This window comes from Promicromonospora sp. NPDC052451 (assembly GCF_044547525.1).
Taxonomy (GTDB): domain Bacteria; phylum Actinomycetota; class Actinomycetes; order Actinomycetales; family Cellulomonadaceae; genus Promicromonospora.
In genome coordinates this window covers 182,100-208,231 of sequence record NZ_JBIUAP010000010.1, presented here as the reverse complement: position 1 = coordinate 208,231, position 26,132 = coordinate 182,100, and the positions used below count along the sequence as shown (strand labels likewise).

Sequence of the window (26,132 nt, the reverse complement as noted above, 5' to 3'; positions counted from 1 at the left end):
GCACTTCGGCGGAGCGGCAGGACGGGCGCCGCCGGGGTCAGGCGAAGGCGAAGAGCGGGCCGAAGGTGACCACCACGATCGCCGCCCAGATCCCGTAGACCGGGAGGTATCCCGTCTGCCAGCGCTCGATCGCGCCGAACGTGCGGTGGCCGCGCACGAACCCGAGGGCGAGCCAGGCCGCCCAGCCCAGGTGCACCAGCAGCACGAGGTTGAGCCCCAGCGCCGCGACCTTGTTGGCGGTGAACCCGAACTCGGCGATGCGGGTGAGCATGGCGGTCAGCGCCACGGCGTCCACCGCGAGCGCCGCGCCGACCAGCACGAGCTGCAGCCAGTCGAAGATCCCGGGCGGCGCCAGCGGGTCGCGCGCCGAGATCGAGTACAGCAGCAGGAACAGGACCAGCACGAGGATCGCGTCCATCAGGATGAGCAGCTCGCGGTCCACCGCCGTGAGCGGTCCGTTGACGAGCAGCGCGACGAACAGTGCGACCAGCATGACGATCGTCAGCGGCGTGAAGACCCGGGTGAGCACCGGCGCGATGTTCTCGACGACGTTCTTCTTGGCCTCGACGAGCCACGCCCCCACCAGCAGGGCGCCCGGTACGGCGAACGGCAGGAGCCAGTCGGCGAGGAACGGTTCGAAGTCCACGCCGACCAGGCTCAGGGTGCCGAACGTGAGCCCGATGAGCAGGCCCCCACCGAGCTGGATGAGCGCGAGGTAGATGATCAGCTCGCCCGTGAACCGCACGTAGTCCATGCGCCGGGCGCCCGAGCGCCAGGCACCGCCGGCGTACAGCGCGCCCATGAGCAGCCAGAGCACCACGGGGGTGTGGCTGATCGCGAGGAAGAGCGTCATGCCCGGCTCGTCGTGAGGGCCCGGCTCGAACGGGTAGAGGTTGACCACCAGGGCGAGCGCGGCGGTCGCGGCGAGCAGGGTGGCGCTCACGCGCCACGGCACGCGCCGCTTCCACACGAAGTAGCCCGCGAGGAACGGCAGGACGGCGAAGACGGCGTTGCGGACCAGCACGAGGTCGTCGCCCGCGGCGGCGTCGAGCAGGATCTTGACCCAGATGCCCGAGGCGACCGCGAGCGCCAGGACCACGCCGAGCTCACGCCAGCGGCTCGTGTCGCCGGGCTCCTCGGGGACCAGGACGAGCTGCTTCCAGAGCCGGTCGGAGTGCTCGCGGGCGAACTCCCGCGACACGTCGTCGAGGTTGCCCATGCGCTTGACCGCGACGAGGAACGCCTCGTCGTCGTCGAGCCCGCCGGCGGTGAGGTCGGCGACCTGGCCGCGCAGGTGGTCCTCCATCTCGTCGACGTCGGCCGCCGAGATGGCGCGCCGTCGCCGGACGTAGCCGCGCCACTGGTCGATCTGGTCCTCCAGGGCGGCGTGTCCCGCGCGTTCGGGGGCGGCCGGGTTCTGCTCGCTCATCAGGCCCATCCCTCCGCGACGGCGGGACCGGGCTGGGCGTCCTGCCAGACCTGCTTGAGCGCGTCGGAGACGACGGCCCACTGCTGCCGCCGCTCCGCGAGCGCCTCGCGCCCGGACGGGGTGATCGCGTAGTGCTTGCGCCGCCGCCCGACGTCGGAGGTGCCCCACGTCGCCCTGACGTACTCCAGGCGCTCGAGCCGGTGGAGCAGGGGGTAGAGCATGCCGTCGGTCCACTCCATGCGGCCGCCGGAGAGCTCGTTGACGCGTTTGAGGATCGCGTAGCCGTACGACTCGCCGTCGGCCAGGATGCCGAGGACGAGCGGCGTGGCCGACGCCGCGACCAGGTCCTTGTCGATGTGCACCTGCACTCCTATGCCTAGTGCTGCTAGGGATGCTTACCCTAGCAGCACTAGGCATAGGAGTCCTAGGCCCTATCTCCGGGGTGCCGCCCGGCGCCGTGGCGCCGCGGCCCGGTAGGGCGACACCGTCGGCTCGTCGTCGAGCCAGTAGCGCCACGGGTACAGGTCCGCACGGCCGCCGTCGCCGCTCACCCCCACCCGGGGCCCGGACAGCACCGTGCGGGTCGGCGCCACGCCCGAGCCCTCGGTGCCCGGCACCGGTACCGAGAGCACGACCGCGCCCTCCGGGTCGGTGACGTCGGCGCCGTCGTCGGCCAGGTCGAGCGCCAGTGCTACCGCGAGGCGTGCGGGGCCGCGGGCCAGGTCGCGATCGGTCCGGGCCACGCCGCCGGCGAGCCGGCGCGCTCGGGCGAGCGCGACGCCGTCGGGCCCGGGTCCCGTGACCTCCCCCGCGCGCAACAGCACCGCGGACGCCGTGCCCGCCGGCCCGCAGACGACGTTGGCGCAGTGGTGCAGGCCCAGGTGCCGGTACACGTACAGGCGGCCGGGCTCGCCGAACATCGTGGCGTTGCGCCTGGTCGGGCCGCGGAAGGCGTGCGAGCCGGGATCGGTGGGGCCGTCGTAGGCCTCCACCTCGGTGATGCGCAGCGTCACCGTGCCCTCGGCCGTGCGCCGGCTCAGGGTGGCGCCCAGCAGGTCGCGGGCGACGTCGACCACGGGGCGGACGAAGAACTCGCGGGACGGGACGGTCATGGGGTGATCACTCGGGTGGCTCCTGGGCTGTCGGATCAAGGTGGCCCGCGGGGGTGGGTTGCTGGCGGTAGACATTGTCTACTGTCAGCAACCCACCCCCGCGGGCCACCTTCTCTCACCGCACGATCGGACGCCTCCTGCTCACACCGGCCGGCCGAAACCGTCCAGCCGCAGGTCTGCCCGCTCCCGCGTGCCCTCCCGCGCGTAGTGCTCCGCCTCGTCCGCCATCCAGCGCAGCCAGTGCTCGCGCGCGGCGGCGCCGTCGCGCTCCAGCCCGCGGCGCAGCCGCTCGGCGTCGTCCGCCTCGACCCAGACGCGGAACGCGCCGAGCGCGTCCACCTGGCGCGCGCCCGCGCCACAGCCCTCCACCACGAGGTGGGCCGACGGCGGCACGTCGTGCCACTCGGCCCAGGCGCCCGCCACCCAGTCGTAGCGCCGGTACCGGACCCGCTCCCCTGCGGCCAGCGGGTCCAGCACCCAGCGGCGGAGGTTCGCTGCGCCGCCGTCGGGGCCGGCGGCCCAGCCCTCGTAGAGGTCGTCCATGTGGATCACCGGGGCCTCCAGCGCGTCGCCGAGCTGCGCGGCCAGGGTCGTCTTGCCGGACCCGGCCGGACCGTCGACGACGACGAGCCGCGCGTCAGCGTCCCGCACCTGCTCGAGCAGGTCCCCCAGCACACCAGGCGATACGGTCATCCACCCTCCTGACATCGGTGCACCACCGGCACGAACCGCCGGCGGACGGCCTACTTCGGCTCCGCCCAGAAGCGGAACTCCGTCGAGCGTTCCTTCGCCGCCTCGATCTGCTCCGCGACCCGCACCGGGGCGGTACCGCCCACGCCGTCACGCGAGGCGAGCGAGCCCTCGACCGAGAGCACCGTGCGCACCTCGGGGGTGAGGTGCTCCGAGATCTTGGCGAGGTCCTCGTCGGACAGGTCCCACAGCTCGATGCCACGCGCCTCGCACTCCTGCACGCAGGACCCGGCCACCTCGTGCGCCACGCGGAAGGGCACACCCTGGCGCACGAGCCACTCGGCGATGTCGGTGGCGAGCGAGAAGCCCTGCGGGGCGAGCTCGGCCATGCGGTCGGTGTCGAACACCATGGTGCGCACCATCCCCGAGAACGCCGGGAGCACCGTCGTCAGCGTCGCCACCTGGTCGAACACCGGCTCCTTGTCCTCCTGCAGGTCGCGGTTGTACGCGAGCGGGAGGCCCTTGAGCGTGGTGAGCAGGCCGGTGAGGTCACCGATCACGCGTCCGGCCTTGCCGCGCGCGAGCTCGGCGATGTCCGGGTTCTTCTTCTGCGGCATGATCGAGGAGCCCGTGGACCAGGCGTCGTCCAGGCGGACGAACCCGAACTCCTTGGTGTTCCAGAGGATGATCTCCTCCGCGATGCGCGACAGGTCCACGGCGATCATCGCCGCCACGAACGCGAACTCCGCCGCCACGTCCCGCGAGGCCGTGCCGTCGATCGAGTTCTCGACCGGTCCGCCCTCCAGGCCCAGGTCGGCGGCCACGGCCGCCGGGTCCAGGCCGAGCGACGAGCCCGCCAGCGCACCCGAGCCGTAGGGCGACGTCGAGGCACGCACGTCCCAGTCCAGGAACCGGTCGACGTCGCGCAGCAGCGGCCAGGCGTGCGCCAGCAGGTGGTGCGCCAGCAGCACGGGCTGGGCGTGCTGCAGGTGGGTGCGCCCCGGCATGGGAGCGTCGCCCGCGGCGACGGCCTGCGTGATGAGCTCGTCCACGAGGTCGAGCACCTGCGCCCCGATCGTGCGGGCCTGGTCGCGCAGGTAGAGCCGCACCAGCGTGGCGATCTGGTCGTTGCGGGACCGTCCGGCGCGCAGCTTGCCGCCCAGCTCGTCCCCGGCGCGCTCCAGCAGGCCGCGCTCCAGGGCGGTGTGCACGTCCTCGTCGTCCAGCACTGGCAGGAACGCGCCCGAGGCGACGTCCTGCTCCAGCACGTCCAACGCGTCGATCATCCGGGCGAGCTCCGGCTCGGTGAGCAGGCCCGCGCCTGCCAGGACTCGGGCGTGCGCCCGCGACCCGGCGATGTCGTAGGGCGCGAGCCGCCAGTCGAAGTGGGTGGACTGGGACAGCGCCGCGAGCTCCGGCGAGGGGCCGCCGGCGAACCGGCCGCCCCAGAGGGCCACCTTCTCGCCGCTGCGGCCCCCCACGGTGCCGGACCCGCGCGCGGCGACGTCCTTGCCGTCGTCGCTCACAGCGCGCCCGTGCTCAGGTTCGCCGGGGCGCCCAGGTCCACGCCGTTGCCGAACTTCTCGTCGCGCGCGGCGGCGAGCTTCGCCGTCAGGCCGTAGATCTCGATGAAGCCGCGGGCCTGCGACTGGTCGAACGAGTCGCCCTCGTCGTAGGTGGCGAGGTTGAAGTCGTACAGCGACTGCTCCGACCGGCGGCCGGTGACCGTCGCCCGGCCGCCGTGCAGCACCATGCGGATGTCGCCCGAGACGTACTTCTGGGTGTCGTCGATGAACACGTCGAGCGACTTCTTCAGCGGCGAGAACCACATGCCGTCGTAGACCAGCTCGCTCCAGCGCTGCTCGACCTGGCGCTTGAACCGGGCCTGCTCCCGCTCGATCGTCACGTTCTCCAGCTCCTGGTGCGCCGCGATCAGCGCGATGGCACCGGGGGCCTCGTAGATCTCGCGGGACTTGATGCCCACCAGGCGGTCCTCGACGATGTCGATCCGGCCCACGCCCTGCGCACCGGCGCGGCGGTTCATCTCCTGGATGGCCTGCAGCGGGGTGACGGCCACGCCGTCGATCGCCACCGGGACGCCCTGCTCGAACGTGATGATGACCTCGTCCGCCACCGGCGGGAACGTCGGGTCGTCGGTGTAGGAGTAGACGTCCTTGGTGGGCTCGTTCCAGATGTCCTCGAGGAATCCTGTCTCCACGGCGCGGCCCCACACGTTCTGGTCGATCGAGAACGGGTTCTTCTTCGTGGTCGCGATGGGCAGGTCGTGCTTCTCGGCGTAGTCGATGGCCTTCTCGCGGGTCAGGGCCAGGTCGCGCACGGGCGCGATCGACTTGAGGTCCGGGGCCAGCGAGGTGGTGGCCACCTCGAACCGCACCTGGTCGTTGCCCTTGCCGGTGCAGCCGTGCGCCACGGTGGTGGCACCGAACTGGCGGGCCGCGCGCACCAGGTGCTTGACGATCACGGGCCGCGAGATGGCCGAGACCAGCGGGTAGCGGTCGAGGTACATGCCGTTGGCCCGCAGCGCGGGCATGCAGTACTCGGCGGCGAACTCGTCCCGCGCGTCGGCGACGTACGCCTCGACGGCGCCGCAGTCCAGGGCACGCTTGCGGATGACGTTCATGTCCTCGCCACCCTGGCCGACGTCGACGGCCACGGCGACCACCTCGGCCCCGGTGGCCTCGGCGATCCAGCCGATGGCGACGGAGGTGTCCAGGCCGCCCGAGTAGGCGAGCACGACGCGTTCAGTCATGATTGACGTTCTCTTTCCGGTGGTGGTGTTCAGGTGCGATTGTGGTGCGTCGTCAGGCGCTGAGCGCGAGGAAGCGCTCCGCCAGCGCGGACCCGTCGGCGTCGCGCGCGATGACGAGGATGGTGTCGTCCCCCGCGATGGTCCCGAGCATCCCGGGGAACACGGAGTGGTCGATGGCCGAGGCCAGCAGGTTGGCGGCCCCCGGCGGCGTGCGGAGCACGACGAGGTTGCCCGACGACTCGGCCGAGACCAGCAGCTCCTTGGCGAGCCGGGCCAGCCGGGCGGACAGGTACTCCTCGCTCGCGTCCGACTGGGCGCTGCGGTCGCCGCCCTCGCCCGGCACGGCGTAGACGAGCGAACCGTCCGAGCCGCGCACCTTCTCGGCCTGGAGCTCGATGAGGTCGCGCGACAGCGTGCCCTGGGTGACGCTCACGCCGTCGGCCGCCAGGGCGTCGGCGAGCTCGGCCTGGGAGTGGATCGCGCTGCGGCTGACCACCTCCTTGATCCGGGCGTGCCGGGCCGCCTTGGTGGTGGCGGTCGTCGCCGTCTGCCGCACGGCCATCAGTCCTGCTCCAGCAGCCAGGTCAGCAGCGCCTTCTGCGCGTGCAGGCGGTTCTCGGCCTCGTCGAAGACCACGGACTGCGGGCCGTCGATCACCTCGGCGGTGATCTCCTTGCCGCGGTAGGCCGGCAGGCAGTGCAGCACCAGCGCGTCCGGGGCGGCCAGGGCGAGCAGCTCGGCGTTCACCTGGTAGTCCCAGAACGGCTTGGCCCGCTCCTCGGCCTGCGCCTCGTCTCCCATCGACACCCAGGTGTCGGTGGCCACGACGTCGGCCCCGGCCACGGCCTCCTTGGCCGACGTCGTCACGGTCACCGAGCCGCCCGTCGTCGCGGCGATCTCGTGCGCCCGGGCGACCACCGCGGCGTCGGGCAGGTAGCCCTCGGGCCCCGCGATGCGCACGTGCAGGCCCGCCGTGACGCCGCCGAGCAGGTACGAGCTGCCCATGTTGTTGGCGGCGTCGCCCACGTAGGCGAAGGTGGTGCCCGGCAGGGCGTCCAGCCCGCGGTGCTGCGCGATCGTGAGCAGGTCCGCGAGGATCTGGCACGGGTGGAACTGGTCGGTGAGGGCATTGACCACCGGCACGCGCGAGACGGACGCCATCTCCTCGATGCGGTCCTGACCGAACGTGCGCCAGGCGATCGCGGAGACCTGCCGGTCCAGCACCCGGGTGGTGTCGGCGACCGACTCGCGCACCCCGATCTGCGCGAGGTTGCCGTCCACCACCAGCGGGAAGCCGCCGAGCTCGGCGATCCCCGCCGCGAACGACACCTGGGTGCGCAGCGTGGGCTTGTCGGTGATGAACGCGACGGCGCGCGGGCCCTCCAGCGGCCGGCGGGCGTACCGGTCGGCGCGCAGGGCGAGGCCCAGCTCCAGGACGGCCTTCTGCTCGGCGGGCGTCAGGTCGTCGTCGCGCAGGAAGTGGCGGGTCATGCGAGGTCCTCCGTGGACGTGACGGGCGCGAGCGAGGCGAAGAAGCGCGCGGCCTCCGTGGCCTGCTCCGGGGTGAGGATCAGCGGCGGGGCGAGGCGGATCGCGTCGGGCGCCACCGCGTTGACGATGAGCCCGGCCTCCAGCGCGGCCGCGGCCACCTGCGGCGCGACCGGCTCGTTGAGCACGACGGCGAGCAGCAGCCCACGCCCGCGGACCTCCTTGACCAGCGGGCCGCCGGCCATCTCGATCTCCTGGCGCAGCAGCGCACCGACCTCGCGCACGTTGGTCAGCAGGCCGTCCCGCTCGATCACGCCGAGCGTCGCGAGCGCCGCGGCCGCGGCCACGGGGTTGCCGCCGAAGGTGCTGCCGTGCTGACCGCGACCGAGCAGGCGGGCGGCGTCGCCGTAGGCGATCACGGCGCCCACGGGGAAGCCGCCGCCCAGACCCTTGGCGACCGTGACGACGTCCGGCACGATGCCGCCGCCGATCTCCGGCTGCTGGTAGGCGAACCACGAGCCGCACCGGCCCACGCCGGTCTGCACCTCGTCCAGCACGAGCAGCGCGCCGTGCGTCCTGGTCAGGCGGCGTGCGGCCGCGAGGTAGCCCGGCGGCAGCGGCCGTACGCCGGCCTCGCCCTGCACGGGCTCGACCACCAGGGCCGCGACCTCGCCGCGCTCGGCGATCGCCTGCGGCGTGAACGCCGCGTCCAGGGCGCTCAGGTCCCCGAACGGCAGGTGCTCGACACCGCCGGGCAGCGGCTCGAACGGCTCGCGGTAGGCGGCCTTGGCCGTCAGCGCCAGGGCGCCCATGGACCGGCCGTGGAAGCCGCCCTCCAGGGCGAGCACGCGCGTGCGCGTGCCCACGCCGGACGACGCCGCCACCCGCCGCGTCATCTTGAACGCCGCCTCGACGGCCTCGGTGCCGGAGTTGGTGAGGAACACGCGGGAGCCGTCCGGCGCCTCGGCGATCCGCAGCAGGGTCTCCGCCAGCGCGATCTGGGCGGGCGTGCCGAAGAAGTTGGAGACGTGGCCCAGCGTGCCGAGCTGCGCGCTGATCGCCGCCGTCAGCGTCGGGTGCGCGTGGCCGAGCGCGTTGACCGCGATGCCCGCGAGCAGGTCGAGGTAGCGCTTGCCGTCGGCGTCCCACACGTAGGCGCCCTCGCCGCGCACGAGCACGCGCTGCGGCGGGCCGAACGTGTCCATGACGGCGCCGGTGTAGCGCTCGGTCCACGCGGCGACGGAGCCCTCTGCCGCCAGTGCCGAACCCTCGGTGGGGACGAGCGTGCTCATGCCGTGACACCTTCCTCTGCGGCCGGGGCCGGCACGACCATCGTGCCGTTGCCCCGCGTGGTGAAGACCTCCAGCAGCACGCTGTGCGGCTGCCGTCCGTCGATGACCGTCGCGGCCGGGACGCCGCCCTCGACCGCCCGCAGGCACGCCTCCATCTTGGGCACCATGCCGGCCTCCAGGCTCGGCAGGAGGGCCGACAGCTCGGGCGCAGCGATGCGCTGCACCAGCGACCCCTTGTCGGGCCACGCCGTGTAGAGGCCCTCGACGTCGGTCAGGACGATGAGCTTCTTGGCGCCCAGGGCCACCGCGAGCGCCGAGGCCGCGGTGTCCGCGTTGACGTTGAGCACCTGGGTCGGGTCGTCCTTGTCGGGGGCGATCGTGGAGACGACGGGGATGCGCCCGGCCTCCAGCAGGTCCTCCACGGCGCGCGGGTCCACCTGGACGACGTCGCCCACGAGGCCCACGTCCACGGGCTCGCCCTGCACGACCGCGTGCCGGCGCTCGGCCCCGAGCAGGCCGCCGTCCTCCCCGGACAGGCCGACGGCGACGGGGCCGTGGGCGTTGATCAGGCCCACGAGCTCCCGGCTGACCTGCCCGGTCAGCACCATGCGGACCACCTCCATGGCCTCCGGCGTGGTGACCCGCAGGCCGCCCTTGAACTCCGAGGCGATGCCGAGCCGGTCCAGCATGGCGTTGATCTGCGGTCCCCCGCCGTGCACCACGACGGGCCGCAGGCCCACCTGCCGCAGGAACACCATGTCCTGCGCGAAGGCGGCCTTGAGCTCGGCGTCGACCATGGCGTTGCCGCCGTACTTGACCACGACGAGCGCACCGGAGAACTCCTGCAGCCACGGCAGGGCCTCGATGAGCACCTCGGCCTTCTGGTCGGGCCGCAGCCCGTTGACGACGTCGCTGCTCATGAGCTGTACGCGCTGTTCTCGTGGACGTAGTCGTGCGTGAGGTCGTTGGTCCAGAGCGTGACCTCGGCGGCCCCGGCGTGCAGGTCCACGGTGATGGTCACGTCCCGGGAGGCGGCCATGTCCACCTTCTCGCGCGGCTCGTACGCCCCGCCGGCCTTGCAGACCATGACGCCGTTGACGCTCACGTCGAGCTCGGCCGGGTCGTAGGGGGCGATCTCCTCGGGCACGGTACCGACCTGCGACAGGATGCGGCCCCAGTTCGGGTCGTTGCCGAAGATCGCGGCCTTGACCAGGTTGGACCGGCTCACGGCGCGGGCCACGGCGAGCGCGGCGTCCTCCGTCGTGGCGTTCGTGACGGTGATGGCGATGTCGTGGGAGGCACCCTCGGCGTCCGCGACGAGCTGGCGGGCCAGGTCCGTGCAGACGGCCGTGACGGCCTCGGTGAGCACGTCGAGATCCGGTGCGACGCCGGAGGCGCCCGACGCCATGAGCACCACGGTGTCGGAGGTGGACATGGCACCGTCGGAGTCGACGCGGTCGAAGGTGGCGCGCGTGGCGGCCCGCAGGGCGGCGTCCGCCTCGTCGGCCGGGACGACGGCGTCCGTGGTCACCACGCACAGCATGGTCGCCAGGGCGGGGGCCAGCATGCCGGCGCCCTTGGCCATGCCGCCCACGGTGAAGGTGCCCGCCGGCGTCTCGACGGTGCGCACCGCCGTCTTGGCGACGGTGTCGGTGGTCATGATGGCGGTGGCGGCGGCCTGCGCGCCTGCCGCGTCGGCCGTGAGGGCACCGACGGCGACCGGGATGCCGGCCAGCAGCTTGTCCGCGGCGAGCCGCACGCCGATCAGGCCGGTCGAGCCGACCAGCACGTCGATGGCCCCGATGCCGAGCTCGCTCGCGACCTTCTCCGCGGTGGCGTGCGCGTCCTGGAACCCGCCCGGGCCGGTGCACACGTTGGCACCGCCCGAGTTGAGCACGACGGCGCGGGCGACGCCGTCCTTCACCGCCTGACGCGACCACATGACCGGCGCGCCGACCACGCGGTTGCTCGTGAACACCGCGGCCGCCGTGAACTCGGGGCCGTCGTTGACCACGAGGGCAAGGTCCGGGTTGCCGGACTCCTTGAGACCCGCCGTGACGCCGGCGGCACGGAAGCCGCGCGCCGCGGTGACTCCCCCGGCCGGGGTCGCTTCATCGGTCACGGCTCCATCGGTCACGGCGCGACTCCTTCGGTGATGAGGCCGGCGGTCTCCCGCAGGCCGAGGGCGAGGTTCATGGACTGGACGGCGGCGCCCGCGGTCCCCTTGACCAGGTTGTCGATCGCCGTGACGGTGACCACCCGGCGGGCGGCCGCGTCGACGGCGACCTGCACCAGGGCGGTGTTGGCGCCGAGCGTCATCGCGGTGGACGGCCACTGGCCCTCGGGCAGCAGGTGCACGAACGGCTCGTCGGCGTACGCGGCCTCCCACACGGCCCGGACCTGCTCCGGGTCGGCGCCCTTCGCCAGCGGCGCGGTGGTGGTGGCGAGGATGCCGCGCGACATCGGCACGAGGGTGGGCGTGAAGCTGATGCTCACCTCGGGGGCGCCGGCGGCCAGCAGGTTCTGCCGGATCTCCGGGATGTGCCGGTGCGTGCCGCCCACGGCGTACGGCTGCGCGGAGCCGAGCGCCTCGCTCGCCAGGAGGTGCGGCTTGAGCGCCTTGCCCGCACCCGAGTAGCCGTTGGCCAGCACCGCGACGATGTCGGTGGGCTCGGCCACGCCCGCCGCGACGCCCGGCTGCAGGCCCAGGGTCACCGCGGTGACGTTGCAGCCCGGCACGGCGATCCGGCGCGCACCGGCCAGCTTGTCCCGCTGCCGCGCCACGGTGGCCAGGTCGGCACCGGGGGCCTCGGCACGGATCAGCTCCGGCATGCCGTACGGCCAGGTCCCCGCGTGCGTGGAGCCGTAGAACTGCTCCCACTCGCTCGCGGACTCCAGCCGGTGGTCGGCGCCCAGGTCGATGACCAGGACGTCGTCCGGGAGCTGCGCCGCCACCTGGCCGGACGCGCCGTGCGGCAGCGCGAGCACCACCACGTCGTGCCCCGCGAGCGTCTCCGGCGTGGTGGGCTCCAGGATGCGGTGCGCGAGGCCACGCAGGTGCGGCTGGACCTCACCGAGGCTCGACCCGGCGCTCGCGTGCGCCGTGAGCGTGCCGACCTCGACGAAAGGGTGGGCCGCCAGGAGGCGCAAGGTCTCCCCGCCCGCGTAGCCGGATGCGCCCGCGACGGCGACTCGGATGAGCTGGCTGCTGGACATATTCGGAACTATACATAGTTATGCAGCCGGGCGAAACCTGGTTCCGGGTCGGGTCATGCCTCCGCGAGCGGCAGGTACATCACGTGCAGACCCGTGTACCCGTGCGCGGGCGACCGGAACGCCCCGGGGACCGTCCCCACGATGCCGAACCCGAGGTCCTGCCACAGGTGCACCGCCGCCGCGTTCGACTCGACCACGGCGTTGAACTGGATGCCACGGAAGCCCTGCTCCCGGTGCCAGGCGATCACGTGCTCGCCCAGGGCGCGGCCCACCCCGCGCCCGCGCGCGGCGTCGGCCACCATGAACGACGCCGTGCCCACGTGGGCACCGTTGCCCGGCCGGTTGGGGCCCATCTTGGCCGTGCCGAGCACCTCGCCGTCCTCCTCGAGCACCACGGTGGCACCAGGCGGAGGCTCGATCCAGTAGGAACGGGCGGTCTGCTCGTCGATGTCGACGGGGTAGGTGTAGGTCTCGCCCGCGCGGCACACGGCCTCGATGATCGGCCACACGGCGGGCCAGTCGGACTCGATGAAGGGGCGGATGTCTCGGCTCACCCGGCACAACCTACCCGCGGGCGGGGCGCTGGTTAGGCTCGGTGCATGCACGCAGTCGTAGCCCGTGAGGCGGGCGGCCCCGAGGTCCTGTCGTACACCGAGCTCCCCGACCCGACGCCGGGTCCCGGGCAGCTCCTGGTCCGCGTCGCCGCCGCAGGGGTGAACTTCATCGACACCTACCGCCGTGCCGGCGTGTACCCGATGCAGTACCCCCACGTGGTGGGCGCCGAGGGCGCGGGCACCGTGGAGGCGCTGGGCGACGGCGTCACGGGCTTCGCCGTCGGCGACCGCGTGGCCTGGCACGAAGGCCCCGGCTCGTACGCGGAGCTCGTCGCCGTCGACGCCGCGGGCGTGGTGCACGTGCCCGAGGGCCTGGACCTGACCCTCGCCGCCGCGCTGCCCCTGCAGGGCATCACGGCGCACTACCTGGTGCGGTCCACGTTCGAGGTGCAGCCCGGGCACGACGTGCTGCTGCACGCGGGCGCGGGCGGCGTGGGCCTGCTGGCCACCCAGCTCGCCGTCGCGCGCGGCGGGCGGGTGCTGACCACGGTCTCCACCCCGGAGAAGGCGTCACTGTCGTCGGCCGCCGGCGCCGCGCACACCATCGACTACGCCGCGATGTCCGACATCACCGCCGAGCTGCCCGCGGTGGTGCGCGAGCTCACTGACGGCCAGGGCGTGCACGTCGTGTACGACGGCGTGGGCGCCTCCACCTTCGAGGCGTCCCTGGCGTCCCTGCGCCCGCGCGGGATGCTCGTGCTGTTCGGCGGCTCGTCCGGCCAGGTACCGCCGTTCGACCCGCAGCGCCTCAACAAGGGCGGCTCCCTGTACCTCACGCGACCGACGATCGCGCACTACGCCCTCACGCGCGCCGAGCTCGAGTGGCGCACGTCCGAGGTGCTGGGCGCGGCGGCGTCGGGCGACCTGGACGTGCGCGTGGGGGCGACCTACGCGCTGTCCGACGCGGCCGAGGCGCACACGGCACTGGAGGGGCGGGCGACGACGGGCAAGGTGCTGCTGGTGCCCTGAGCCCGGCGCGCCCGGACCGTGTGGGGCGGGCATGTGGGCTGCGGTTCGGGGCGGGGGTTGGGGTCGGCAGTAGTGCGGGGGTCGGCGGCTTGCGTTGAGGTCGGCAGATTGGGTCGGCGCGATCGGCGTCGCAGGCACTGCCGGGGCGGAGACCGGGTCGAGGTCGGCAGATTGGGTCGGCGCGATCGGCCCCGGCAGCACTGCCGGGGCGGCAGCCGGGTCGAGGTCGGCAGCTTGCCTCGAGGACGGCAGTTTGCCTCGAGGTCGGTACAGGCCTGTGCCGACCTCGAGGCAAACTGCCGACTCCGCGCCGCAAACTGCCGACCGCGGGGCAAGGCCGCCACCCAGTCGCCACCCGGTCACCGCCCGGCGACCGGACCGCCGCCGGGCGGTCGCCACCCAGTCGCCACGCCACCCAGCCCCCACCCAGCCCCCACCCAGCCGCCGCCCGGTCGCCGCCCGGTCGCCGCCCAGTCGCCGGACCGCCGCCGGGCGGTCGCCACCCCGCCACCGGACAGTCGCCGGACGGCACCGGGAAGCGACCCGCACCGATCTGCCGCAGCACGAGGACCTCGAACCGATCCAACGTTGGACCTCAGGACCCCTGACACACCCGCAGGGCTTTACAGGGATCCGCGCGATGGCGACAATTCACCCGTCCATCCGTTCCAGCTCGGAGGTTCAACGTGGTACTTCCCCGCTTCTCCCGTGCCCTCGCCGCCGGGGCCGCCGTCGCCGCGCTGGCGCTCACCGGCCTCACGACCGGCTCGGCCGCCGCAGCACCCACCGTCACACCTGGCGCCGTACCTCCCACAGCACTCACCACAGCACCCGCCGCAGCACCCGCGGCCGGACCGGCGAGCACGCCGGCGGGCGCGTCGCCGGCCGACGACGTCTCCGCGCAGGCGACCGTGAGCCCGAGCCTGGTGCTCGACCGGGACTTCCCCGACCCCGACGTGTCGAAGTTCGGAGACACCTACTACGCCTACGCGACCAACCAGGGCAAGAACCTGCCCTGGGCCACGGCGTCCGACCCGGACGGCCCGTGGACCTTCCAGTCCACGGACGCCCTGCCGACGCTCGGCGCCTGGGCCCAGACGGGCCGCACCTGGGCGCCGGACGTCTCCCGCCGCGCCGACGGCCGCTACCTGCTGTACTACACGGCCTGGCATGCGGCGTCCGGCCGGCAGTGCATCGGCGCCGCGCTGGCCGACTCTCCCGGCGGACCGTTCGCGCCCGTCGGCACCGAGCCGCTGATCTGCCCGCTGGACGCGGGCGGCGCCATCGACGCGTCCAGCTTCACCGACACGGACGGCACCCGGTACCTGGTCTGGAAGAACGACGGCAACGCCATCGGCGCCACCACCTGGATCCACGTGCAGCGTGTCGCGGCGGACGGCATCACCTTCCAGGGCGGCGCCACCCAGGTGCTGCGCAACGACCGGGCCGACGAGGCGGGCATCATCGAGGCGCCTGTCATCACGAAGGTCAACGGCAAGTACGTGCTGTTCTACTCCGCCGGGCCCTACTCGACCAACAGCTACGGCACGAACTACGCCGTCGCGAGCTCGATCACCGGCCCGTACACCAAGGCGTACCGGTTCCTCATGACCACCGAGTCGCTCGACGGCGCGGTCAGCGGGCCCGGCGGGGCCGACGTGCTGCGCGACGCCGGCGGCGACAAGCTGATCTTCCACGGGCACCGGGACGCGGGCGGACGCGGCATGTACGTCGCGGACCTGGGCTGGGCGGGCGAGTACCCGGTGGTGCGGGGCAGCCGGGTGCGCTACGAGGCCGAGCGCGGCACCCTGAACAACTGCTCGGTGCGCGAGAACGCGGCGGGCGCCTCGGACGGCAAGGTCGTGGCGTACATCGACCACGCCGACAGCTGGGTCGACGTCGGCGCGATCTACGTGCCCACCAGCGGCAGCTACACGCTGCACGTCGGGTACGCGAACGGGTCGGCCGTGACGGCGTCGCACACGGTCACCGTGAACGGCGCCGCGGCCGGGTCGATCAGCTACCCGGTGACCGGCTGGGACACCTGGCGCCAGGTCTCGAAGGACATCACGCTCCAGGCGGGCTGGAACACGATCCGCCTGGGCAAGGGCACCGCCTTCACGGAGCTCGACTACATCGAGGTGGCCTAGCCCCGCCTGACATGACACCGTGACACGGGCCCCGGGGACGCTCCCCCGGGGCCCGTGCCGTCCGCGCCGGGCATGAGGTATCTTGATGTCAAGATACTCGACGACGAGGAGTTGTGATGCCCGACTGGAACCCCGGCGCCTACCTGCAGTACACGGACGAGCGGTCCCGGCCGTTCACGGAACTGGTCGCCCGGGTGCCCGGCTCCCCCGCCACCGTCGTCGACCTGGGCTGCGGTCCCGGGCACCTCACCGCCGTCCTGCGCGCACGCTGGCCGCAAGCCCGGGTGACGGGCGTGGACGCTTCCCCGGCCATGATCGAGCGGGCACGCGCCGCCGACCCGGCCACCGAGTACGTGCTCGCCGACCTGAGCACGGACACGCACACCGCCGACCTCGTCATCAGCAACGCCGCGCTCCAGTGGGTACCCGGCCACCGCGAGCTGCTGCCGACGCTCGCCGACCGGGCCGCGCAGACGTTCGCCTTCCAGGTGCCGGGCAACCACGACGCGCCGAGCCACGTGCTGCTGCGGGAGGTCGCCGCCCGTGCGCCGTACGCCGACGTCGTCGGGCCGGTCGAGCGGCGGGCCACCGCCGACCCGGCCGGGTACCTGGAGATCCTGGCCCGGCCGGGCTGGACCGTGGACACGTGGGAGACCACGTACACGCACGTGCTGCAGGGACCGGACCCGGTGCTCCGCTGGATCTCGGCGACCGGCGCGCAGCCCACCCTCCACGCCCTGGAGGCCGCGGACCCGGCGCTGCGCGCCCGGTTCGAGGAGGAGTTCGGCGCGGCGCTGCGCGCTGCCTACCCCGAGCATCCCTACGGCACGCCGCTCGCGTTCCGCCGGGTGTTCGCCGTCGCGACGCGCGGCTGAGCCGCGGCCTCCGCCACCGCCCGGCCGGTCAGCGGCGCGCCGGCGGCCACGCCCGCCTCCTCGTCCCGCACCGTCACGCCCTGGCTGAGCCGCAGGGCGCTGTTGACCAGGCCGAGATGGCTGAACGCCTGCGGCACGTTGCCGAGCTGACGACCGGCGGTCACGTCGTACTCCTCGCTGAGGAGGCCCAGGTCGTTGCGCAGCGTGAGCAGGCGCTCAAACAGCGCCACGGCCTCGTCACGTCGTCCGATCCCGTGCAGCGCGTCGACCAGCCAGAAGTTGCACACGAGAAACGTCGACTCGTCGCCCGGCAGCCCGTCCACCCGGTCGTCGGCGTCCGTGTCGTACCGGCGCAGGAGCCCGTCCTGACCCAGCTCGCGCTGCACCGCCTCGACGGTGCCGATCACGCGCGGGTCGTCCCAGGGCAGGAACCCGACCTGCCCGATGAGCAGCAGCGCCGCGTCCAGCCCGTCGGAACCGTAGAACTGCGTGAAGGTGTTGCGCACCGGGTCGAACCCGTGGGTGCACACCTCCGCATGGATCCGGTCCCGCGCCGCCCGCCACCGCTCGACCGGTTCGCCCGTCAGACCACCCTCCTCGACGGCGCGTACCGCACGGTCGAACCCGACCCACGCCAGGACCCGCGAGTGCACGAACGCGCGCTGCGGTCCGCGCACCTCCCAGAGGCCGTTGTCCAGGTCGCCCCAGTGCTCCTCCAGGTGGTCGAGCAGCGCGCGCTGCAGCTGCCAGGCCTCCGGGTCGGTCTCCAGCCCGGCCTCGCGGGCGAGGTGGAGAGCCTCCAGCGTCTCGCCCCACACGTCGAGCTGGAGCTGGCCCACGGCGTCGTTGCCGATCCGGACCGGTGCCGAGCCCTCGTACCCGGGCAGCCAGCCGATCGTGTACTCGGGCAGACGCCGCCGGCCGTCGAGCCCGTACATGATCTGCAGGTCGGCGGGGTCCCCCGCGACCGCGCGCAGCAGCCACGCGCGCCACGCGCGCGCCTCGTCGAGGAACCCGGTCCCGACCAGCGCCTGCAGGGTGAACGCGGCGTCACGCAGCCAGCAGTACCGGTAGTCCCAGTTGCGGCTGCCGCCGATGTCCTCGGGCAGCGACGTCGTCACCGCGGCCGTGATGGCGCCCGTCGGGGCGTAGGTGAGCGCCTTCAGGGTGATCAGCGACCGGTGCACGGCGTCGGCCCACGGTCCGGAGTACGTGGACCCGGCGACCCACGACCGCCAGAAGTCCTCCGTCTCGGTCAGCGCCTCGTCGGCGTCCACCGGTTCCTTGGTGGGCAGGTGCGACGCGTGGTGGGTCAGCACGAACGGCACCCGCTCCCCCGGCCCCACCGTGAACCGCGCCCGCAGGACGGAGCCGTCGGCGACGCCGTCGTGCACCATGCGGACCGGGGTGTCGAGGCGGACCGAGTCCGGTCCGGCCACGGCGCGCAGCGCGGCGCCCTCCTCGGTGACCCAGGGCACCACGTGCCCGTAGTCGAACCGGAGGCGCAGCTCCGTGGTCACCGTGACCGTCCCGTGGACGCCCTCGACGATGCGCACGAGGTCGGCCTGCTCGCCGCGTGGCGGCATCAGGTCGATCACCCGGACCCGGCCCTCCGGCAGGTCCCACTCGGTCTCCAGCACCAGGGTGCCGTCCCGGTAGCCACGGCGCGTGCACTCGCCGCCCTGCTCCGGGCCGAGCCGCCACGAACCGTGGGTCTCGTCGCCGAGCAGCGCGGCGAAGCACGCCGGCGAGTCGAACCGGGGCAGGCACATCCAGTCGATGGACCCGTCCCTGCCGACCAGCGCCGCGGTCTGGAGATCGCCGACAATTCCGTAATCTTCGATTCGGAGCGTCATCGGTACCAGGTTAGGTTCGGCCCGGCGCCCCCACCACGGGACGCCGGGCCGGTGCGGGTCAGAACGACGAGGCGTCCATCGCGTACACCCACCGGTAGCCGGGATACTCGCCGAGCGACCAGAGGTAGTCGCGCGTCGGGTCGTACGACAGGTCCTCGGCGCCCACGGTCAGGGCGTTCCCGTGCCGGACGATCGCGCCCGACGGCGCCACGAAGGTGTGCAGGTCACCGTCGGAGTTCGGGTCCGAGTGGTTCGAGCCGTCGCTCTGCGAGAAGAAGAACTCACCGTTGATCGCGGTGGAGCCCTGCACGCTCTCCAGGTCCGTCCGGTAGGCCTCGGTGGCCTTGATGATGCCGTCCGAGGCGGGCTTGAGGTACCGGTTCGTGTAGTCGATCGGCACCCGGATGGTACGCACCTGGGCCCCCGCGGCGATGTCGTCCGCGCTGCGGTACTCGCTGACGACCACCGAGTCGGGCGAGCTGGTCCGGTCGAGCGAGACGGACGAGTGCTGCAGCTGCGCGTACCCGCCCACCGTCGAGTCGGTGAACTTCGCGGTCTGCGGCAGCACGTACTTGTAGTCGAACGCGTGGTAGGTGCCGTCGGACTGCCGGCCCACCGCCGACGACCGCCCCGTGGAGACCTGCCAGAGGTGGTCGAGGTCGAACACGCGGAAGCCACCGCTCGTGTCCGCGACGTAGAGCAGGTTGCCGTACCACATGATCCCGCCCGCGTGGACGTTCACCGGCTTGTACGACGGCGCACTCGTGGTACCGCTCGGCTCGACCAGCAGGACGTGCCGGTAGGGCGGCGCCGACGTGCTCGCCGACAGGTCCGACACGCTGATGCGGACGCCCTTGTCGATCCCGTCCTCGGCGTGGTCGTACCAGCTCACGAGGTTGAGGCGCTTACCGTCGTACGTGCCCTCGCCGTAGGCGTCGGAGCTGGTGGTGATGCCCTGCGGGTACCAGTCGCTGGTGTCCTGGTCGCCCGCGTTCCAGCAGTAGTAGGCGGTGCGGTTCGTCACCGACGGGGCGCTGTCGCAGCTCGGCGTGCGGTTGGCGTCGGCGGCCACCGCACCCATGGTCACGTTGGGCAGCGCCGCGTCGAGCGCGCCGACCAGGGCCGACGACGTCTGCGACAGCGTGTAGCGGAAGTTGCCCGCGGTGAGCGGCGTCGCGGCGGCCGCGACGGCGGTCTCGGCTGCGGTCTCGACGGCGGTCTCGACGGCGGTCTCGGCCTGCGGGGTGGACTGACGTGCGGTGGCCTGGCCCGCGGTGGCGAGCACGACGGCCAGCCCGAGGCTCGCGGCGATGAGTGCGGATCGACGGTGACGGCGCATGCTGGTCTCCTTGCACGAAGGGACGGTTGCCCGCACACCGTATGAAGCGGACATGCTCGCAGGCCAGCAAAAAGTCACCCGGAAAGGCATGACAGCGTTGACAGTCGGTTGCCCGGGTCCTAGGTTCCGTCTGGCGGGGGGGCGCGTACAGCCACCACGCCGTGTTCTCGATCAATGACGACTCGAGCAGCGAAGCGGGTGGACCGATGGTGTTCCGAGACCTTGCACGAACCTTGATCACGCTCCTGACGGCGACCGGGGTCGCCGTCGGTGGCAGTGTCACGGCGGGTGCGTCCGCGCACGACGCCGACGAGTGGTCGACCGCGTGGACGCAGTCGCAGCAGCGCGCCTCGGGGCTGAGCCCGGAGACGTTCCAGAACCGTTCGGTCCGGGTCGTGACCCGGCTGACGCAGGGCGGTCCGGCCCTGCGCGTGCGGCTGCAGAACCAGTTCGGCACCGAGCCCCTGGTCGTGGACGCCACGACCGCAGGACTGAGCGCCGGGGGTGCCGCCGTCCGCCCCGAGAGCGTCCGGACGGTCACCTTCGGCGGTTCGGCCTCGGTGTCGATCCCGGCCGGCGGCGAGGTCTGGAGCGATCCGGTGCAGCTGGCGACGTCGGCCATGGACGACCTGGCCGTGAGCTTCTACCTGGCGAACCCGACCCGGATGATGCTGCATGACCTGGCCGGGCGCACCAACTACTTCTCGGCGCCGGGCGGCGGGAACACGACCGCCGACACGTCGGGCGGTGCCTTTCCCGAGTCGCACGGCTGGACCTACCTGGTCAGTGCCGTGGACGTGCTCGGCCCCGACGTGGCCGGCACGGTGGTCGCCTACGGCAGCTCGGTGGTGGACGGCGTGGGCGCGGACAACTGCGGCGTCGGCTGCCCGCCGCCGCCCGTCTTCCAGCGCTGGACCGACACGCTCGCGCAGCGGGTGGTGGACGAGCTCCCGCCCGACCGTCAGGTGGCCGTCGTCAACGAGGGCATCTCCGGGACGACGGCGGCCCCGGCGTGCGGCAGCGGCGGGCTGGACGGTGTCTCGCGCCTGGACCGCGACGTGCTGGCGCTGCACGACGTACGGGCGGTCATCTACTACTACGGGACCAACGACATCGCGAACAACTGCAGCGCCGAGACGATCCTCGCGGCCTACCGGGACACGTTCGCCCGTCTGCGCGCGGCCGGGATCAAGGTGTTCGTCACGCCGATCACGCCGCGGCCCGGCTACACGGCCGAGCAGAACGCGCGGCGCGCCGTCGTGAACGAGTTCGTCCGGGCCGGCGGCAACTGCTCGGGCACGTGCGACGGGGTCTTCGACTTCGACGCCGTGCTGCGGGACCCGCAGAACCCGAACTCCATCTACCCGCCGTACGACACGGGCGACGGGGTCCACGCGAACATCGCCGGGCAGACCGCGATCGCCCGGTCGGTGCCGCTCGGTCGCCTCTGGCGCGCGGTGCTCGCCGGCCGCTGACGGCCGAGGGGCCGTCGCCCTACCCGCGCTGGGAAGGGCGACGGCCCCTCGTGCCGGGAAGGGCGCCGGCCCCTCACCTACCGATGTCCGGTGCGGCCGGTCAGCGTCCCGTGAGGGCCTGAGTCAGCGGGTCGTCGCTGCCCGCCGGCAGCACCCGGAGCCGTCGCGCCGTCGCCGCCGTCCCCTCGGCCGCCACCTGCGCGGCCCGTTCCCTGAGCGACGCCGGGGTGTCGTCCGACACCCGCAGGAACCACCCGGAGCACGCGTCGAGCTCACCGGCCGCGATGGCGTTCACGACGTCCGTCACGCGCTCGACCGGGGTCCAGTCGGTGCGCCCCTGGTGCAGGGTCATGCCCGTCGACATGTCGGTCCGCACCACGCCGGGAGCGAGCTCGAAGACCCGCAGGCCGTGCCGGAACCCGTCGTCGTGGAGGTTCGCCCCCAGGCGGAGCAGGGCCGTCTTGCTCGCGTTGTACGCCGAGCTACCGCCGCGCATCTCGTGGGAGCTCGCACCCGAGGCCAGGTCGACGACGCGCCCGCCGCCGCGGGCGATCATCCCGGGCACCACGCAGCGGTCGAAGAGGAACGGCCCGCGGACGTTGGTCTCGAACACCGACCACCACTCGTCCGGGTCCGCCTCCCACAGCGGGTGCTCGGACTCGAGCGCGCCCGCGTTGTTGACCAGCAGGTCGATCGACCCGAGCGCGCTCTCCACCTGGTCGACCGCGGCGCGCACCGCCGCGGCGTCGGCGACGTCGGCGGTCGCCTCGACCGCCGTCACGCCGAGCGCACGCACCTCGGCCGCGACGGACCGCAGCCGGTCCGCGTCCCGCGCGAGCAGGGCGACGTCCAGCCCCGCCCGCGCGAGACCCAGTGCGATCTCCCGGCCGATCCCGCGCGAGGCGCCGGTGACGAGCGCTGTCCGCGCCGGCGGCACCGGGGTGTCGGCAGTGCGGTCCGGCTCAGCCACGCAGCACCGCTCCGACCCGCTCCGCGGCCGACGCCACGACGGCGTCGCGCACCGCGCGGACCTCCTGGGCGGACAGGGTCCGGTCCGCGGCCCGCAGCCGGAGCGAGTAGGCGAGGGACTTCTGCCCCGCGCCCACCTGCTCGCCCGTGAAGACGTCGAACAACGCCACCTCTTCCAGCAGGTCGCCGGCGCCGGCCACGATGGCCGCCCGCACGGCCTCGGCCGGGACGGCACCGTCGACCACGAACGCGAAGTCCTCCTTGGCGGCCGGGAACGCCGAGACGGGTGTCGCCGCGACGGGCTCCCCCGACGCCGCGCCGACCAGGACGGTCAGGTCCACCTCGAACGCCGCCGCGCGGGCCGGCAGCCCGAGCGCCTCGACGACCTTGGGGTGCAGCTCACCGGCGTGACCGACCACCGTGCCGTCCGTCAGCTCCAGCCGCGCGCAGCGTCCCGGGTGCCACGGCATCCGGTCCGTGTCCGGGACCACGACGACCTCGGCCCCGGCCCGCTCGGCCACCAGGCGAGCGGCCGCGAGGGCGTCCTCCCAGCCCGCGGCGCGACCCGCGCCCCACCAGCCGGCGAGCTCGCGCCGGCCGGTCAGGACGCCCGCGACCTGCCGCGGCTGGTCCGGGACTGCGGCCGCGAGGGCCGCGAGCTGCTCGTCGGTGGGCCGGACGCCCCCGGGCAGCGCCGGCGCCGCGGGGGCGCCGGGCGTCGGACGCGTGACCAGGCCGATCTCGTACACGGCGAGGTCGGTCAGACCGCGCGACACGTTGCGGCGCACCGTGTCGAGCAGGGTGACCAGCAGGTTCGTCCGCATGAGCGGCTTGTCGTCGGCCATCGGGTTGGCGAGCCGGAGCGAGGCGCGCCGCTCGTCGTCGGCCGCGAGCCCCAGGGCGTCGTACTCGGGCGTGCCGACGAACGGGTAGCTGAGCGTCTCGACGAAGCCCGCCTCGGCGAGCGAGCGGGCGACCGAGCGGCGGATGCGCTGCTCGGCGGTGAGCCCGCGGCCGCCCGGGGCGGACGGGAGCACCGACGGCACCTGGTCGTAGCCCTGGATGCGCACGACCTCCTCGACCAGGTCGGCCGGGCCGGCCAGGTCGGGCCGCCACGTGGGCGGGGTGACCGTGAGCACGCTCTCGCCGGCGGGCTCGACCGTCGCGCCGATCTCCTCGAGCGTGCTGCGTACCTGCTCGGGCGTGTACGACACGCCCGAGAGCCGCGTGGGCTCGGAGACCTTGAGCTCGATGGGCTGCGGCCGGGACGCTGCGGTCTCGTCGAGGTCGCTCACGGCCGGGTCGGCGGTTCCGCCGCCCAGCTCGACCAGGAGGTCGACCACGCGCTGTGCCGCGACCGGTGGCAGGAGCGGGTCGACGCCGCGCTCGAACCGCTTGGCCGCCTCGCTGGACAGCTTGTGCCGGCGCGAGGTGCGGGCGACCGTGATCTGGTCGAAGTGGGCCGCCTCGACGAGCACGTCCGTCGTGGTGTCGCTGACCTCCGAGGAGGCCCCGCCCATCACGCCGGCGAGGCCCAGCACCCGGCTGCCCGCACCGTCGGGCGAGTCGGTGATCAGCAGGTCCTCGGCGTCCAGGGCGCGGTCGACGTCGTCCAGCGTGGTGAGGCGCTCGCCCGGCGCGGCCCGGCGGACCAGGATCGGTGCCGCGACCTTGGCCAGGTCGTAGGCGTGCAGCGGCTGCCCGAGGTCGAGCATCACGTAGTTCGTGACGTCGACCGCCAGCGAGATGGAGCGCATGCCGGAGCCCTCGAGGCGGTGCTTCATCCACGCGGGCGTGGGCGCGGCGGGGTCGATGCCGCGCACGATGCGCGTCACGAACCGGTCGCAGCCCACGACGCCGTTGATCGGCGCGTCGTCCTGCACCCGCACCTCGAACCCGTCCGGGGTCGCGGCGGGCTCGGTGCCCGTGGGCAGGCCGCGGTCGGTGAACTTCGCACCCGTGGAGTGGGCGTACTCGCGTGCCACGCCGCGGTAGCTGAACGCGTAGCCGCGGTCGGGGGTCACGTTGATCTCCAGGACCTCGTCGCCGAGACCGAGGAGCGCGATCGCGTCCTGCCCCGGGGTGAGGTCCGCGGCGTCGAAGCCGTTGCGGGTCAGGACGAGGATGCCGTCGTGGTCCTCCCCGATGCCGAGCTCGCGCACCGAGCAGATCATGCCGTCGGACACGTGCCCGTACGTCTTGCGCGCGGCGATCGGGAACGGGCCGGGCAGCACCGTCCCGGGCAGCGCGACCACGACGTGGTCGCCCACGGCGAAGTTGTGCGCGCCGCAGACGATGCCCCGCGCACCCTGCTCGTCGTTGTGCTCCGGCCCGACGTCGACCCGGCACCAGTTGATCGTCTTGCCGTTCTTCTGCGGCTCGGGGGTCATCTCGAGCACGCGGCCCACCACGAGGGGGCCGGTCACGGCCGCCCCGTGGATCGCCTCCTCCTCCAGACCCACCTTCACGAGGTCCGCGGCGAGCTGCTCGGCGGTCAGGTCAGCGGGCAGCTCGACGTGGTCCGCGAGCCAGTCCTTCACGATGAGGGGCACTTCAGATCTCCGTCCCGAACTGGGTGGAGAAGCGCACGTCGCCCTCCACGATGTCGTGCATGTCCGCGATCGAGTGGCGCAGCATGAGCGTGCGCTCGATGCCCATGCCGAACGCGAACCCCGTGTACTCCTCCGGGTCCACGCCCGCGGCTCGCAGCACGTTCGGGTTGACCATGCCGCAGCCACCCCACTCGATCCAGCCGGCGCCACCCTTCTTCTGGGGGAACCACAGGTCCATCTCGGCGGACGGCTCGGTGAACGGGAAGAACGCCGGACGCAGGCGCGTCCTGGCCTCCGGGCCGAACATCGCCCGCGCGAACGCGTCCAGGGTGCCCACGAGGTTCGCCATGGTCAGCCCCTTGTCCACCGCGAGGCCCTCGACCTGGTGGAACACCGGGGTGTGGGTCTGGTCCAGCGCGTCCGTGCGGAACGTCCGCCCGGGACAGGCGACGTACAGGGGCACACCACGCTCCAGGAGCGAACGCGCCTGGACGGGGGACGTGTGGGTGCGCAGCACGAGGTTCGACTCGGCGCCGTCCTGGCCGGCGACGTAGAACGTGTCCTGCATCTGCCGTGCCGGGTGGTCGGGTCCGAAGTTCAGCGCGTCGAAGTTGAACCACTCGGCCTCGACCTCGGGCCCGTCGGCGATCTCCCAGCCGAGGCCCACGAAGAAGTCCGCGATGCGCTCCTGGACCAGCTCGATCGGGTGCCGCGCACCCGCCGTCGTACGCCGGACCGGGAGGGTGACGTCGACCGTCTCCTCCACGAGCACGCGGGCGTCACGCTCGGCCTCGAGCTCCGCCTGCCGCGACGCGATCGCCTGGTTGATCCTGCCGCGCCGCGGGCCGACCAGCTTGCCGGCCTTCGCCTTGTCAGGGCCGGGCAGCGCGCCGATGCCCCGGTTGGCGAGGGCCAGGGCGCTGCGGTCCCCGGTGTGCTGGGTGCGGACGGACTTCAGGGCGTCGAGGTCGCCCGCCTGGGCGATGTCGTCGAGGGCCGCCTTGACCGCGGCGTCGAGCGCCGCCTCGTCCAGCGGATCGATGGGTGCCTTCTCTTCGGGCGTGGACATGCTTGCCTTCCTGGCGGATTCGGGAGCCGGCGCCGCCCCCTGCCCGGGGACCCGTACCGGCATCTGAAGTCTAGGTGCCCGCCAGGGCTCAGGACGCGTTGTCCACAGGGCAGCTCAGTGCCCGCGCGCAGCGATGGCCGCGCAGCCCGTGGCGGGCTGCGTAAATCGGCGGGTCAACGGCTGCATGCCGTCATCATTCCATGCCCCCTCGGCGGCCGGCAACGTGGTTCCCGTGGTGCGGTCGCGCAGCGCTTGGCACACTTTTTC

The 26,132-nt window shown here is 73.2% G+C and carries 22 protein-coding genes; 4 read left to right on the top strand and 18 right to left on the bottom strand.

Annotated elements, in window-relative coordinates; translation table 11 throughout:
* Positions 1-37: 37 nt before the first annotated feature.
* The 13 genes from ACIG47_RS18635 to ACIG47_RS18575 form a co-directional block, all read right to left on the bottom strand.
* Positions 38-1,429, bottom strand: a complete 1,392-nt coding sequence (locus ACIG47_RS18635; RefSeq protein ID WP_397432510.1) for a permease prefix domain 1-containing protein — start codon at positions 1,427-1,429, stop codon at positions 38-40.
* Positions 1,429-1,791 carry a PadR family transcriptional regulator gene (locus tag ACIG47_RS18630; RefSeq protein WP_397418604.1) on the bottom strand — a complete coding sequence of 121 codons (363 nt, stop codon included), beginning with the start codon at positions 1,789-1,791 and terminating at the stop codon, positions 1,429-1,431. The genes ACIG47_RS18635 and ACIG47_RS18630 overlap by 1 nt, the downstream gene beginning before the upstream one ends.
* Positions 1,792-1,860: 69 nt before the next feature.
* Entirely contained in the window at positions 1,861-2,541 is a 681-nt protein-coding gene (locus ACIG47_RS18625; RefSeq protein ID WP_397432509.1) for a DNA-3-methyladenine glycosylase, read from the bottom strand.
* Between the two features lie 141 nt (positions 2,542-2,682).
* A complete protein-coding gene (locus ACIG47_RS18620) occupies positions 2,683-3,234 on the bottom strand; it encodes a uridine kinase (RefSeq protein ID WP_397418600.1) in 552 nt (183 codons plus the stop codon).
* 50 nt (positions 3,235-3,284) lie between these two features.
* Positions 3,285-4,712 carry an argininosuccinate lyase gene (gene argH / locus ACIG47_RS18615; RefSeq protein ID WP_397432541.1) on the bottom strand — a complete coding sequence of 476 codons (1,428 nt, stop codon included), beginning with the start codon at positions 4,710-4,712 and terminating at the stop codon, positions 3,285-3,287.
* Between the two features lie 41 nt (positions 4,713-4,753).
* Positions 4,754-6,001 (bottom strand): argininosuccinate synthase, encoded by a 1,248-nt coding sequence (locus ACIG47_RS18610; RefSeq protein WP_397418598.1) that lies wholly within the window; start codon positions 5,999-6,001, stop codon positions 4,754-4,756.
* Positions 6,002-6,053: 52 nt separating this feature from the next.
* Positions 6,054-6,563, bottom strand: a complete 510-nt coding sequence (locus ACIG47_RS18605; protein WP_397418596.1) for an arginine repressor — start codon at positions 6,561-6,563, stop codon at positions 6,054-6,056.
* Complete coding sequence (gene argF, locus ACIG47_RS18600; RefSeq protein WP_397432507.1) at positions 6,563-7,492, bottom strand: ornithine carbamoyltransferase; 930 nt, start codon at positions 7,490-7,492, stop codon at positions 6,563-6,565. The genes ACIG47_RS18605 and argF overlap by 1 nt, the downstream gene beginning before the upstream one ends.
* Positions 7,489-8,781 (bottom strand): acetylornithine transaminase, encoded by a 1,293-nt coding sequence (locus tag ACIG47_RS18595; protein ID WP_397418592.1) that lies wholly within the window; start codon positions 8,779-8,781, stop codon positions 7,489-7,491. The genes argF and ACIG47_RS18595 overlap by 4 nt, the downstream gene beginning before the upstream one ends.
* A complete protein-coding gene (argB, locus tag ACIG47_RS18590) occupies positions 8,778-9,701 on the bottom strand; it encodes an acetylglutamate kinase (RefSeq protein ID WP_397418590.1) in 924 nt (307 codons plus the stop codon). Before argB ends, ACIG47_RS18595 begins: the two co-directional genes overlap by 4 nt.
* Entirely contained in the window at positions 9,698-10,918 is a 1,221-nt protein-coding gene (argJ, locus tag ACIG47_RS18585) for a bifunctional glutamate N-acetyltransferase/amino-acid acetyltransferase ArgJ (protein WP_397432506.1), read from the bottom strand. The genes argB and argJ overlap by 4 nt, the downstream gene beginning before the upstream one ends.
* A complete protein-coding gene (gene argC / locus ACIG47_RS18580) occupies positions 10,915-11,997 on the bottom strand; it encodes an N-acetyl-gamma-glutamyl-phosphate reductase (protein ID WP_397432504.1) in 1,083 nt (360 codons plus the stop codon). The genes argJ and argC overlap by 4 nt, the downstream gene beginning before the upstream one ends.
* Positions 11,998-12,050: 53 nt before the next feature.
* A complete protein-coding gene (locus tag ACIG47_RS18575) occupies positions 12,051-12,551 on the bottom strand; it encodes a GNAT family N-acetyltransferase (protein ID WP_397432502.1) in 501 nt (166 codons plus the stop codon).
* Between the two features lie 45 nt (positions 12,552-12,596).
* On the opposite strand from ACIG47_RS18575, the gene ACIG47_RS18570 reads away from it, so the two are divergent.
* From ACIG47_RS18570 to ACIG47_RS18560, 3 genes are all read left to right on the top strand, one after another.
* Positions 12,597-13,580 carry a quinone oxidoreductase family protein gene (locus ACIG47_RS18570; protein WP_397432501.1) on the top strand — a complete coding sequence of 328 codons (984 nt, stop codon included), beginning with the start codon at positions 12,597-12,599 and terminating at the stop codon, positions 13,578-13,580.
* 686 nt (positions 13,581-14,266) lie between these two features.
* Positions 14,267-15,730, top strand: a complete 1,464-nt coding sequence (locus tag ACIG47_RS18565; protein ID WP_397432499.1) for a family 43 glycosylhydrolase — start codon at positions 14,267-14,269, stop codon at positions 15,728-15,730.
* A gap of 116 nt (positions 15,731-15,846) precedes the next feature.
* Positions 15,847-16,605, top strand: coding sequence for a methyltransferase domain-containing protein (locus ACIG47_RS18560; protein WP_397432497.1), 759 nt, complete (start codon positions 15,847-15,849; stop codon positions 16,603-16,605).
* Here the strand turns inward: ACIG47_RS18560 and ACIG47_RS18555 are convergent.
* Both ACIG47_RS18555 and ACIG47_RS18550 read right to left on the bottom strand, forming a co-directional pair.
* On the bottom strand, positions 16,551-18,461 hold the full coding sequence (locus tag ACIG47_RS18555) for a glycoside hydrolase family 15 protein (RefSeq protein WP_397432496.1): 1,911 nt from the start codon (positions 18,459-18,461) through the stop codon (positions 16,551-16,553). The two genes, ACIG47_RS18560 and ACIG47_RS18555, sit on opposite strands and share 55 nt — an antisense overlap.
* 58 nt (positions 18,462-18,519) lie before the next feature.
* Positions 18,520-19,800: a hypothetical protein gene (locus ACIG47_RS18550; RefSeq protein WP_397432494.1), complete on the bottom strand. Its 1,281-nt coding sequence runs from the start codon at positions 19,798-19,800 to the stop codon at positions 18,520-18,522.
* 233 nt (positions 19,801-20,033) lie between these two features.
* Between ACIG47_RS18550 and ACIG47_RS18545 the strand changes: the two genes are divergently transcribed.
* The gene (locus ACIG47_RS18545) at positions 20,034-21,275 is read left to right on the top strand and encodes a GDSL-type esterase/lipase family protein (RefSeq protein WP_397432493.1); all 1,242 of its coding nucleotides are present in this window, start codon (positions 20,034-20,036) and stop codon (positions 21,273-21,275) included.
* 100 nt (positions 21,276-21,375) lie between these two features.
* Here the strand turns inward: ACIG47_RS18545 and ACIG47_RS18540 are convergent, their stop codons facing one another.
* The 3 genes from ACIG47_RS18540 to pheS are packed head-to-tail and all read right to left on the bottom strand — an operon-like array spanning position 21,376 to position 25,865.
* The gene (locus ACIG47_RS18540) at positions 21,376-22,245 is read right to left on the bottom strand and encodes an SDR family NAD(P)-dependent oxidoreductase (protein ID WP_397432491.1); all 870 of its coding nucleotides are present in this window, start codon (positions 22,243-22,245) and stop codon (positions 21,376-21,378) included.
* Complete coding sequence (pheT, locus tag ACIG47_RS18535) at positions 22,238-24,796, bottom strand: phenylalanine--tRNA ligase subunit beta (RefSeq protein WP_397432490.1); 2,559 nt, start codon at positions 24,794-24,796, stop codon at positions 22,238-22,240. The genes ACIG47_RS18540 and pheT overlap by 8 nt, the downstream gene beginning before the upstream one ends.
* A gap of 1 nt (position 24,797) precedes the next feature.
* Positions 24,798-25,865: a phenylalanine--tRNA ligase subunit alpha gene (gene pheS / locus ACIG47_RS18530; RefSeq protein WP_397432489.1), complete on the bottom strand. Its 1,068-nt coding sequence runs from the start codon at positions 25,863-25,865 to the stop codon at positions 24,798-24,800.
* Between the last annotated feature and the right edge of the window lie 267 nt (positions 25,866-26,132).